This window comes from Klebsiella sp. CN_Kp075, from assembly GCF_040065055.2.
Taxonomy (GTDB): domain Bacteria; phylum Pseudomonadota; class Gammaproteobacteria; order Enterobacterales; family Enterobacteriaceae; genus Klebsiella; species Klebsiella aerogenes.
The window spans coordinates 1,846,059-1,858,723 of sequence record NZ_CM198050.1 but is presented as its reverse complement, the minus strand read 5'-3'; the positions used below and the strand labels follow the sequence as shown (position 1 = coordinate 1,858,723).

11 protein-coding genes and 1 tRNA gene are annotated in these 12,665 nt (G+C 43.9%); 5 read left to right on the top strand and 7 right to left on the bottom strand.

What is annotated here, in order from left to right:
* Positions 1–14 precede the first annotated feature (14 nt).
* Both ABLV78_RS08785 and ABLV78_RS08780 read right to left on the bottom strand, forming a co-directional pair.
* Entirely contained in the window at positions 15–1,454 is a 1,440-nt protein-coding gene (locus ABLV78_RS08785; RefSeq protein WP_045390189.1) for an EmmdR/YeeO family multidrug/toxin efflux MATE transporter, read from the bottom strand.
* Between the two features lie 95 nt (positions 1,455–1,549).
* Positions 1,550–1,642 carry a DUF5951 family protein gene (locus ABLV78_RS08780; RefSeq protein WP_221694692.1) on the bottom strand — a complete coding sequence of 31 codons (93 nt, stop codon included), beginning with the start codon at positions 1,640–1,642 and terminating at the stop codon, positions 1,550–1,552.
* A gap of 5 nt (positions 1,643–1,647) precedes the next feature.
* Between ABLV78_RS08780 and ABLV78_RS08775 the strand changes: the two genes are divergently transcribed.
* From ABLV78_RS08775 to ABLV78_RS08765, 3 genes are all read left to right on the top strand, one after another.
* Positions 1,648–1,723 (top strand) — tRNA-Asn (locus ABLV78_RS08775).
* Between the two features lie 160 nt (positions 1,724–1,883).
* Positions 1,884–3,155, top strand: coding sequence for a tyrosine-type recombinase/integrase (locus tag ABLV78_RS08770; RefSeq protein WP_206159625.1), 1,272 nt, complete (start codon positions 1,884–1,886; stop codon positions 3,153–3,155).
* 264 nt (positions 3,156–3,419) lie between these two features.
* On the top strand, positions 3,420–4,694 hold the full coding sequence (locus ABLV78_RS08765; RefSeq protein ID WP_348865388.1) for a porin: 1,275 nt from the start codon (positions 3,420–3,422) through the stop codon (positions 4,692–4,694).
* A gap of 331 nt (positions 4,695–5,025) precedes the next feature.
* Here ABLV78_RS08765 and ABLV78_RS08760 read toward each other — a convergent pair whose 3' ends face one another.
* From ABLV78_RS08760 to ABLV78_RS08740, 5 genes are all read right to left on the bottom strand, one after another.
* A complete protein-coding gene (locus tag ABLV78_RS08760; protein WP_206159626.1) occupies positions 5,026–5,643 on the bottom strand; it encodes a helix-turn-helix transcriptional regulator in 618 nt (205 codons plus the stop codon).
* 195 nt (positions 5,644–5,838) lie between these two features.
* Complete coding sequence (locus ABLV78_RS08755) at positions 5,839–6,594, bottom strand: ABC transporter ATP-binding protein (RefSeq protein WP_023281978.1); 756 nt, start codon at positions 6,592–6,594, stop codon at positions 5,839–5,841.
* Positions 6,578–7,591, bottom strand: a complete 1,014-nt coding sequence (locus ABLV78_RS08750) for a FecCD family ABC transporter permease (protein WP_023281979.1) — start codon at positions 7,589–7,591, stop codon at positions 6,578–6,580. Before ABLV78_RS08750 ends, ABLV78_RS08755 begins: the two co-directional genes overlap by 17 nt.
* Before the next feature lie 43 nt (positions 7,592–7,634).
* Positions 7,635–8,714, bottom strand: a complete 1,080-nt coding sequence (locus ABLV78_RS08745; RefSeq protein ID WP_023281980.1) for an ABC transporter substrate-binding protein — start codon at positions 8,712–8,714, stop codon at positions 7,635–7,637.
* 68 nt (positions 8,715–8,782) lie between these two features.
* Positions 8,783–10,165, bottom strand: coding sequence for an MFS transporter (locus ABLV78_RS08740; protein WP_172408803.1), 1,383 nt, complete (start codon positions 10,163–10,165; stop codon positions 8,783–8,785).
* Positions 10,166–10,607: 442 nt separating this feature from the next.
* Here ABLV78_RS08740 and amiA point away from each other — a divergent pair, with 442 nt between their 5' ends.
* Both amiA and ABLV78_RS08730 read left to right on the top strand, forming a co-directional pair.
* Positions 10,608–11,444, top strand: a complete 837-nt coding sequence (amiA, locus tag ABLV78_RS08735) for an N-acetylmuramoyl-L-alanine amidase AmiA (RefSeq protein ID WP_200009737.1) — start codon at positions 10,608–10,610, stop codon at positions 11,442–11,444.
* 105 nt (positions 11,445–11,549) lie between these two features.
* Positions 11,550–12,590 carry a porin gene (locus ABLV78_RS08730; protein ID WP_206159627.1) on the top strand — a complete coding sequence of 347 codons (1,041 nt, stop codon included), beginning with the start codon at positions 11,550–11,552 and terminating at the stop codon, positions 12,588–12,590.
* The last annotated feature ends 75 nt before the right edge of the window (positions 12,591–12,665 follow it).

Genomic DNA, 12,665 nt, shown 5'->3' with positions numbered 1-12,665 from the left:
CTTTTTCAGTATATTCATGACTTTTCTTCCAGCCGAGCCTTTAATCGCGGGTACTTCCACAACCAACGCCCGGTGATCATCCGACGATAGAACAACAGGCCGCGCACCGCCCAGTCAAGCACCATACCCAGCCAGACGCCGATAACGCCCATACCCAGCATGATCCCCAGCGTATAGCCAGCAACCACCCGGCAGCCCCACATACCCAGCATCGACACCCACATGGTGTAACGCACGTCGCGTGCGCCTTTAAAGGCACAGGGCAAGGTCCACGAAAGCGACCAAATTGGCATAAACAGGGCATTGAGCCACAATAATTCTTTAACCACTACTTTTACATCTTCTTCGCTGGTATAGAACGAAGCGATCAGGCCGGCGAAAGGTGCGGTGCCCCAGGCGATAAGCGTCAGGATAATGGTCGACAGCCAGAACACGAACCAGGCCTGACGTTCCGCCTGGCCGACTTGCCCTTTCCCCAGACGTTTACCGGTAATAATGGTGGAGGCCGATCCCAGCGCGTTACCCGGCAAGTTAATTAACGAAGCCACCGAGAAGGCAATAAAGTTTCCGGCGATGACGTTGGTCCCCATACCGGCAACAAACATTTGCGTCAGCAGCTTGCCGCCGTTAAACAGTACCGATTCGATGCTCGCCGGGATACCAATACCCATCACTTCCCAGATAATGGCAAAGTTAAACGGTTTAAAGTAACTCTTCAGCGAAATGCGCAGCGCCGGGTTAAAACCGGTCATCAGTACCCAGATTGTTGCCAACGCACCAATATAGCGGGCAATAGTCAGCCCCAGTCCAGCGCCGACAAAGCCGAGCCCCGGCCAGGAAAAGAGGCCGTAAATCAGGATACTGCTGATAATAATATTGAGAATATTCATCCCACCGTTAATTAGCAGCGGTATTTTGGTGGTTCCCGCGCCGCGAAGCGCGCCGCTACCAATTAAAGCAATGGCCGCCGCCGGATAGCTCAGCACGGTCAGTTCGAGATAGGTTAGGGCCAGCGCTTTAACCTGAACCGTGGCGTCTCCGGCAACGATATCGATAATCTGCTGACCAAAAGCGTGAATAACCGCCGCCAGCACAATCGAGAACAAGGTCATGATCGCCAGCGACTGCCGCGCAGCCGCCCTCGCCCGCTTTCTATCGCGCTTGCCGAGGCTGAAGGCCACCACCACGGTGGTGCCAAGGTCAATCGCGGCAAAGAACGACATAATCACCATATTAAAGCTATCGGCTAAGCCCACCCCGGCCATCGCTTCTTTGCCGAGCCAGCTAACAAGGAAAGTACTCAGCACACCCATCAATAACACGCAGGCATTTTCCAACAGGATCGGTACGGCAAGGGGACTGATTTCACGCCAGTAGAGCACCCGATAGCTCTTGCGTTTTTTAAACCAGGACGTGCGCGCTACGGCCTGGCGTACTGCTGAAGTGACGTTCAAGGGAGACCTTAGTGAGAAGAGTTGAAACAACATTTCAAATGATGATTGAGAACTGCTAATCCTGCAAAGTATTTTTCCTGATAATTTGTTGGCAATTACGACAATTTGTTGAGAGATGCAGCAAGCGAAGCCCCACCACTGAATTGATATTTGACAAATTTTTTTTCGCCGCTAAGATACCACTCCACACGATTCCTCTGTAGTTCAGTCGGTAGAACGGCGGACTGTTAATCCGTATGTCACTGGTTCGAGTCCAGTCAGAGGAGCCATATTCTTGTTTTCGTGCAGCTTCATTAATGCCTGTATGGTTTTAATACAACAGCTTAGCGTGAAAACTTCTCCTGATGCATTTTGATTTTATCCTCCGCATCGGGAAAAATTGGTGGTCAAATCTGGGGTCCGGTTCGTTCTATTATGGAGTGACCCCATATGTCTCTTACCGACACCAAAATCCGCAGTCTCAAACCATCTGATAAACCCTTTAAAGTTTCCGATTCCCACGGTCTGTATCTCCTGGTCAAACCTGGCGGTTCACGTCACTGGTATCTCAAGTACCGTATTAAGGGTAAAGAATCCCGTATTGCACTCGGTGCCTACCCAGTCATCTCCCTCTCAGACGCCCGTAGTCAACGTGAAGGTATTCGCAAAATGCTGGTACTTAACATCAATCCAGCAGAGCAGCGAGCAGCTGAACGCAGTTCTCGTATACCAAAGAAAGTGTTTAAAAACGTGGCACTGGCGTGGCATAAGAGCAATAAAAAATGGTCACAGAACACCGCCGACCGTCTGCTCGCCAGCATGAATAATCATATATTCCCGGTCATTGGTACGATGTCAGTTTCAGAACTGAAACCCCGTCACTTCATCACTTTATTAAAAGGAATTGAGGAAAAGGGTCTACTGGAAGTTGCATCCCGTACACGCCAGCACCTCCGGAATATCATGCGCTACGCCGTGCATCATGGATTAATCGATTTTAATCCGGCAGCAAACTTGGACGGAGTGACGGCTCCGCCAGTAAAACGTCACTACCCCGCTCTACCGCTGGAGCGTCTTCCAGAATTGCTTGAGAGCATTGAGAGCTTTCAGCAGTGCCGTGAACTCACCCGCCTTGCCATCCTGCTAACACTGCATCTATTCATTCGCTCGAGTGAATTGCGTTTTGCCCGCTGGCATGAAATTGATTTCGGAAACCAGGTCTGGATAATACCCGCCACGCGCGAAGCTATTGAAGGCGTGCGTTACTCTGGTCGTGGTGCCAAAATGCGCAGGCCTCATATCGTACCCCTCTCACAACAATCGATCGCGATCCTGAAAAAGATTAAAGATATCTCAGGAGATAATGCACTCGTGTTTCCCGGGGACCATAACCCGTATAAACCGATGTGTGAAAATACAGTAAACAAGGCGCTACGCCTGATGGGCTGGGACACGAAAGTGGAAATCTGCGGTCACGGTTTCAGGACAATGGCATGCAGCGCCCTTATGGAGTCCAGTATATGGTCACAGGATGCTGTTGAACGGCAAATGAGCCACCAGGAACGTAACTCCGTGCGCCAAGCATATATTCACAGAGCAGAGCATCTGGAAGCCAGAAAGGCAATGATGCAGTGGTGGTCGGATTATCTGGATACTTGCCGCAAAACCTATATACCGCCCTATATTCTGGGGAGAGAGAAAGCGACTCTTCAACCAGCCTAATGAATCAATCGTCCTGACACATCAAAGCCGCATCAGTGCAGACTGATGCGGCTTTTTACTTTGTCCAAACTACATGGCAAACCGTTTCGCTAATACCGTGTAAAAAACCCACATCTCCGAAAAAATGCTTAATAATTTAATTGAAAATAAAAAACACTCCTGTCAGAACTGACAGTTTTATTTTATATTCAAAAGCTTTTAATAGACTCTCCATATTTAAAAAACACTCTAAAAATGAACTTAAACAATGAACATGGGGTTTCTATGCACGTAAAATATATACGACTTAAACCATTTATTGTTGCTCCGTTTATTACTGCAGCGATAGTCGCACCTGCCTGTGCACAGGTGAGTAGCGGGGAACATGCGGCTCCAGCATATACTGCTACACAGACCAAGGGGGAGATGATTTATCAAAATGATGATACAGCCATTTCAGTTATGGGATCCTTACGTCTCATGGCAAAGGACGATTCAGCGCACAGTGTAGAACATAATATACAAAACAACGACTCACGTCTGGGTGTCGCACTACGACACAATATTAATGACAAAGGCTATTACGCGGCAGGTTATTATGAAACTGGCATACACGGTCTGGATTCCGCAACTGATAATCAGGGTAACGATGTTTATACCCGTCAGGCGTATGCGGGGATAGGTAATGATGAATATGGGGTGGTGACTTTCGGTAAGCAATATTCCCCAACCGACTGGGGGCTGGGAATTGATACCACCTATGCATACGGTGGCAAAGCCAAACATGATACCACTGGTATGTCGACCGATATTATTAACTCGGCTGTTATTTATTATTACAACACCAAGGCCTTCACGGTGGGTGTAATGGGCCAAGGGAATGACGATGTCGATAAAATTGGTTTTGGCAGCGGTTACGGCAACGGACCGGATATGCATGATGCGTACCACGATGGTTCCGCGACTGTTCACGGCGGCGCTGCGTTAGCAGCACAATATCGCTTCGATAATGGTTTCTCACTTTCCGGTACGGCAGCTTATAACAACTATTCTGTCAATCAGGGTACCATAACCACGGATGTGCCCATAGGTCCGCACGGTGGTACTGTTCCAGTTACAACGGTGACCGGCCCTTCTTATGACGGTAATACCTATTCGATGGGGATGAACGCTAAGTACACAACAAGCTTTGATAGTTTCACCTGGTATAACGGCGCGCAAGCGACTTACTATATCAATAAAGTTGATGACGTTCAGGCAGCAACCAGCGGCGCCAGCAAACAGACTAACGACCAAGAAAAGATTCTGGGTCTGGAATATGCCTCACAGTTCAAAATTACCCCTGAGTGGAGCGTCTATGCCAACTTTGACTGGACCGAAGGCGGTGATGCGATGGACGGTCAACACTTCCAGTCCACCACGCTGGGTACCGATTACTGGCTGGGGAAAAACGCAGTGACCTATATTGAATACGGTTATGAGAAAGCAAGCGGTAACACTGATGCGTCATATAATGTATCAGATCATCTGGCGGCGGTCGGCCTACGTATCTTCATTTAATGTGATTTGACCCAGTTCTTTTCCAGTCTAGTTCACAAAAAGTAACAATGCTGAATGGACTATTATGTACTCCGCTGGAGTTGCCACGATATGTAGTAAAAAACCGGCTAGGTTAACCATACCTAGAAGGAACGACAATTCATGCTATAGGTGAGGCATTGTCCGATATACCTCACAGAATCTTGTCCATTGGTGCAAAACCAAAGGAGCTCAGACAATGTTGGACCCCAGAAGAACACATTCGGGCGCATGGATTTGATACCGATGGCTTGAGATTACGCCTTTCAGAATTCTATCGTCATTGATAGATGATCTGACAAGGAAAACCTTGTCAGATCAAACCTTCGGAAGCTGCTTTAAAGATCGCATAACGAACTGATGTCACATTCAATTTATCAAGAATATTATTGATATGAAATCTGACGGTCCTTTCACTTACACCAAGAATAAATGCTATTTCAATATAAGTTTTTCCAAACTTCAGCAAATTCATAACTTCCTTTTCTCGTACAGTGAATACATGCTTGGGTGTTTTTTCATAATGGGATTCAAAAAGATTCATAACATCATACAATATTTTATGTTTCTTTCTAGAGTAGTACCTTATGAAATCCTCATCATCCTCATTGTAGTACATCGTGAAGATCACGACATCATGTTTTATTTTTATAACAAAAGTCACCCCATTGCGAATATTATACCTATTGGATAAAGCCTTAAGATCTTCATTATTACCATTTACAGAAGACCATTTGAAGGGGGTTATTTTACTTCTAGCTATCAATATAATATCACTTCGAAGATGCAGCTCTCTTTTCAGAAAATCACGCTCCCAACAATGAGGCATATTAGATATAATTGAAGCTTCATCAAGAGAATTAATAGTAATAATTGAGTAATTTTTTATGTAGATCTGATTAAGATATTCTTCAACGAATTTTTTAATCATAATTACACCTTTATTATTACTTTTAACAAAATGAAGCTGCTATTTCATGCATCGACAAAGTTATTTTATCGCATATAGTCCGTGGGAAAATTGATCAATCGTAAATTATATTCCTACCAGAATTACCATCTACTCGCACGGTTTCGCAATAAACAATTCCTCAATTCTTATTTTCTCTGCGATATTGGCTACCTATCACACTGCAACAATAAATGATTCTTTCTGTATTCCTTTGTGTTCAAAATGACAGCGTTTAACGGGAACATGGAAATAATCGGCGAGGAGAGACTCTTGTAAGACACTCTGTGTAGTTCCAAAACAGTAACTATCTTTTCCCATTAGCAGACATTTATCTGCAATGTTATTTGCATGATTGATGAAGTGCGTATTCAGGATAATAGTAACATTTTTCTCCCGCGACAACGTGTGCAACCAATTGATAATGAGAGACTGATTATTAAAATCAAGATTTGATTCAGGTTCATCAAGCACAAGGATGTCCGGCTCTGAGACCAGCGCCTTCGCGATGTAGCACATCTGTAGTTCACCTCCACTGATCTGGTTAACGTCTTTGGTTGCAAGATATGAAGCGCCAAGTCCCGATAATATTTGCGCCGCTTTTTCGATATCCCTCTCCCCAGGAGATGCCAGCATTCCGCCCCGTAATGGGCAACCAAAGGAGATGAAATCGAGTACGTTGTAAGAAAAGTGAACACGTTTGGCCTGCGGAACATACGCCATATGAGCTTTCCGGTTTCCAACTCGGCCAATATGACATGAGCCACTAACCGGCTGATACAGACCGGTAACCGTTTTAAGCAATGTTGTTTTGCCAACACCATTCGGTCCTAATACGCACAGTACCTCACCTTCATCAATGGTGAAGCTGATATTGTTAAAGGCAGTTTTACTCTTTTTGAACGCGAACGTCAGATTATTCACTTCGATCATATCGGTTACTCATGATGAACAGTACAGCAAATAAAGGCGCACCAACCAGAGCAGTAAGTATTCCAATGGGGATCTCTGCGTAAGTCAGGGTCCTGGCAATGTTGTCGATGACCAATAAAAACAACGCACCACATACAGCCGAAGCCGGGATCAGCTTGCTATGGTTGTACCCGACCAGCGTTCTAACCAGATGCGGGATAACCAGACCAACCCAGCCCACCACGCCAGCGATGGTGACTGATGCTGCCACCAAAATTGAGGCTGTGATTAGCAAAACTGTATTCAACAATTGTGGGTTCATTCCAGCAATTTTGGCCTCATCATTTCCCAAAGACAAGACATTGATTTTCCATCGAAGTTTGTAGATAACCAGATAACAAATGATGTATAGCGGGATGAGTCCATAAACCTGCTCTTTGACCAGAGAAGCGAAACTCCCCATAAGCCAGAAGACGATAGCAGGGAGTTTGTCCTGTGGATCGGCAACATATTTAATGATTGATACAAAAGACATAAACACCGAAGCCACTATGATGCCCGACAGGATAGTCGTGAGCTCCCCATTGTTTTTCTTGAAATGGCAAAGTCCCATCACGCATAAAAGGCTGACAATGCCAAAGAAGAAAGAGGAAAAAGCGCTGAGTTGTAGTGGAAAACCTAGCAGTATCCCAAGTGCTGCGCCGAACGCTGCGGCGGAAGATGTACCGAGCACATCCGGGCTAGCCAGTGCATTTCGCAACACCGCTTGATACGTCACGCCTGCTACTGATAGCCCTGCCCCTACCATCATGACGGCAATAATCCTTGGCAACCGTAGATTGCATATAACCGAGAATCCTGCGCTCAAACAACGGTGACCATTATCATGTAATACCTCCGTCATTATTTCGGGGAAAGATAATGTATAGCGACCTATGAACAAAGAAATCATAGCCACAATCAGTAACAATACGATTGAAATCCACATTAGCATGCGGTATTTTTGTCTTTCCTGCATAACTAACCTTTAAAAATAAAAACCTATGCGCCGAATTACTTTATTACCGCTGTCTTAACTCATCGGTTAATAGCGCGTCCGGAATTTCATAATCAAACACTTTTTTATAGTGTAACCGCGTTGCAACTTTCAATTCCGCATCTGTTATATAGTCAGGGTTAAATTTATTAATCATAAACAATGGTAATAGCGAAGTCTCAGCAGACAATCCTCCCCAATTATGTAGTCCTACGGGTGTAGAAAATATTTTCCCATCTTTGAATGCTTTAACATTATGCCAGTCTTGCCCGGGATTTTTATTATTAAGAATATCCTTCGCGCTACCAAAGACCACAAATACAACATCGGGATCCCACTGAATTATTTGCTCCATTGAAACATTAATGTACCTGCCAGCATCCCCTTTTACCACCAGATCACTTGCTACATTTTCCATCCCCGCCATCTTAAGATAGGTATCACCATATGTTTTCGGCCCACTCACCTTGAGCTCTTTCCCATCACTCTGCTCAAGATATAATGCCCGAATATGTTGTGATTTGATCTTCTCGGCATATGGTTTTGCCTCACTGAGGCTTCTCTTCCATGCATCCGAAAATTTGTGACTGTGAGGTAAACCAAGCGTCTGGTTAAATTCGTTTTCCCAATACGTTTGCGTTACTACTGGCTCAAATTTCGTGTCACCACCAGCATCAAGATTAATAGTTGGGATCCCTGCCCGCTCCAGATTATCATTCTGACTTTTACCATAATAGTAAATAATATCTGGTTGTAAATTTAGTAAGGATTCCATATTTACAACATAGTCTTTATTAATAAAGTCAGTAGTGATACGGTCGATATCTGGCTTCATATCCTTGAGAAGTTTCATGTTTGAATGCAGAAAAGCCCAAGGTCCTACGCCCACAACATGTTTATATGCCAAATCATTTGCCATAATTACACCAAAGGGGCAATTACCGGTGATAATAATACGGTTGAATTTTATGGGTATTTCTTCAGTATTTTTCATATTTTGGTCATTTATCGTCTTACTCACCTCACTACTATTGGCATAGCTTGCCGTTGATAATAATATTATCGATGATATGAATAATGAGAATAATATTTTTCCATTAAGCATACTTAGCACCTCAATGAGTTAAATGAATTGTAATTTAATAGCATCACATGATTATTTTATTGAAAGACTTATATTACTTTCTTAACAAAACCAACGTCATGAGAAGCAGATTTATAGCGGAGATAACTCACCGCCAGAGACATAAATGAGAACAATGCTCCGGCGAAAAGACTAATATTTGTTACATTACGCCCAAAGTTATTAAAGAAAAACGCCACCAGCACAGAACCAATAATCTGCCCAATCAGACGTGAACTGCCTAATAATCCGCTGGCAATACCGCTATTTTCATGTGGGACCGAAGTCATAATGAGAAAATTATTAGGGGACTGGAATAGTCCAAAACCAAAACCACAAATAGCGATCCGCCAGAGGATCTGCAGATTCGAGGGTTGTACGGGCAGCCATGTCATTAAAAGAGTGCCTATCAAAAGTAGTAATAGTCCGGTAAATGCTACCAGGTTGGGCTCGAACTTTTTGATTAGTTCACCCGCGACCAATGACGTCAACATTGTCGCCAGCGGCCATGCCGTTAACAGCATGCCAATTTCAACGACATTGCGGTTTAATACATTATGAAAATAAAATGGTAAGGAGACATATGCCAGTAACTGCGTACTATATGATAACAAAGACATTAATAACGACAGAGAAAATGTCCTGTTGCGAAATATCGCAACCGGGATCAAAGCATCAGTAATCTTTCTTTTTTGATTCAGATACAAAGTGATTGCCAGCACGACAAGAATAATCGAGCTTGGGATAACGTCTAACACGTTGTTCCTCGCCAGACCCAGCATCATCGTTGAAAACGAAGCGAACGTCAGGAAAACCAGCAACGCACCCGCTTTATCAAACCGGTTTTCGGTACGTTGCGTCGATTTGAACGATACAATACAGAGCAGCAATGAAATACAAGCGATCGGTACATTAATAGAAAACAACCAGTTCCAGTTCGCAACTGACATAATAGCTGAAGCAATTGACGGGCCCGCCGCTGCGGAAACAGAGACCACCATTACATTAATCCCCAATCCACGACCTAACAACCGGGCAGGATAGATCTCTTTAATCAACACCGCATTCACACTTAGAATGGCCGCAGCCCCAAAGCCCTGAATGACGCGAAAAGCCGTCAGCATCATCAGTGTTTCAGAAAGTGCACATCCTAACGAGGAAAGCGCAAAAAAAATCACTCCAAGAATAAAAATACGTTTGTTACCTATTTTGCCTCCCAATGCAGCGAATACCAGCAATGAAGCGACCACAGCAAACTGGTAAGCATTGATTATCATGATGGATGCAGCTTCTGAGACGGCAAAATCTTTGCCAATAACAGGTAAGGCAACATTTGCGATAGTGCTGTCCAGCATCGCAATCACTGTACTAAGTGATACAGCCAGCACAGCACCAATGTTGAGTTTTTCTTCTTTGATATGTTCAGTTGACATAATTCCTCCCCAGAATAAGTCATCGAATAATGGATAGACTCATTCTAAATCTCGGCACACCCTCAATTGTTACGTTATAACATATCTAATAGTAATGAGAATAATTATCTTTTGAAAGGATCTATATCAATATGTTTCCAGCAGGACTCCATTGTCCTGTTTGATAATTCAGGATTTAAAGTAAACAGATGGGACAAAGGCTAATCAGCAGTGCTCTTGCAGATTACGATCATACCTGGACGCCTGATGTCATCATGATTCAAGCGATGAGAGGTAGTGATGGGTATTAAAAATCCAATTTATCAATAGATTGGGAGCCTCGTGATTTTCCAATGATTAATATTAAGTAACCCGAAGCAACAAAAAATAACATTCAAGTCCTCGACCTTAAATAATTCATAACGTTATAACATAACAAATCATTCAGCATGAGGCGTCAACATTGAACACCAACATTACCCGGCGAAAACTTATTCTTACTGGTTTAGCGGCCCTCGCAGCCAATACACTGGCTATACCGCTGACATATGCACATATGCGACCTCAGCTAAGTCATAAGCATTCCTCCCTCCCAACAAATGGGCGTAGCAAATTTACGATAATGCTAGATCCTGGACACGGGGGTATTGATTCCGGCGCAGTGGGTTGTGAAGGATCGCTGGAAAAACATGTAGTACTGGATATTACCTCTAAGATAAAAGCCATTCTCAATAGCCACGGTATTAATGCACTCCAGACGCGATCGGATGACACATTTATTCCACTATACGATCGCGTACAGATTGCTCACGCACACAAAGCCGATCTATTTATGTCCATTCACGCCGATGGTTTCGCAAGTCCTGCAGCCCATGGCGCTTCCGTTTTTGCACTTTCAACACGGGGAGCCAGCAGCGCTATGGCAAGGTATCTATCTAAAAGTGAGAATGCTGCTGATAATATTGCTGGAAAACGAATCATTCACAGAGACAAGTATCTCGACAAAATCATCTTCGATCTTGAACAGACTGAAACCATCAGGGAAAGTCTTTTACTGGGATCACATATAGTTCACCACATTTCTCCTGTCCACCATATGCATTCAAACCATACAGAACAGGCAGCTTTTGCCGTACTTAAATCACCCTATATCCCATCTGTCCTGGTTGAAACCTCTTTTATCACCAACCCACAGGAGGAGAAATTATTAGGCACAACAGCATTCCGCAACAAAATTGCATCCGCCATTTCTAATGGCATCATCAGTTATTTTAGCCATAAACAAAACGCTCCAGCATAACGATAATAATCTCATTCCATTGGATTTAAGCAATGAGCATATGTCGCGGTAAATTGTTCACCCTGCCACCATTCAGATGCTGAGCCATCTTTAGGGATGTTTATCATGACATTGCATTACTTACGCTATTATTTTATATCAATCACACTACTCTTCTCACCCTACTCTTTTGCGGTCAACGTTCTGAACCAGGACGGTAAAAGTCTCGATTTTTATGGCACTATTATTGCGAGACGTTTTACCAGTAATACCATAAAAGATGATGGCGATCGTAGCTATCTCTATTTTGGGTTGATTGGGAAGCATGAACTTACCCACAACTGGCAAACCTACGCTCACTGGGAATATACGGTTAGTGCATCAGATGCCAGCAGAAATGCAACCCGACTAGCGTTTCTGGGTGTAGACAACCCGTACTGGGGAAGCCTTGATATCGGTCGGAACTGGGGGGTACTGTACGACGTTACCTCAATAACAGACCGCTCTCCCTTATTCAGGGAAATGTCCTATAACTACATTGACAACTTCATGCGTGGCCGAGCCCTTAATCTTATTACGTGGCGAAAAAAATTTTCGGTCTTTCAACAGACTGTGAAATTAGCGATGCAATACCAGTTCAAAAGTAACAACGAGAATCGTGCCTTAAGACAACAGAACGGCAATGGTATTGGTACTTCGCTATCCTGGTTCTTTACGCCAAAGCTCAGTGCAATTTTTGCTGCGTCATCTTCCGAGACCACATTTTCACAGCAACAAAATGCCGGTTACAAAAAAAATATTCGAACTTTCGCAGAGGGAGTCAAGTACCAGAGCAAAAAACTTTATCTGGCCACTGTTTTCACGCAGAGTAATAATGCTATCAACCCCCAACCTCGCAACAATAATACCAACTCCTTCAGCTATGAAGCCCTGGCTAAATATATGCTGACCGACAAATTTCAGCCCAACATTGGTTACACTCACCTGACGCAAACAATCGCTGGCCAACGAACCCGAGTGCTGGATTATGAAGAAATAGGCTTTAGCTACTACTTCAACAAAAATATGCAGATATTTTTAGATTATAAATTTAATAACGTCAGAAATAGCCCTGCAGGGATTGACTGTGCAGATAAACTTGATACAGGGATAAGTTATCACTGGTGAAAACGTATCCAGAGTTAGATGTATTCTGACTCTGGACAACAGAACATGGTTGAAATTAACGGATAGGATATATGC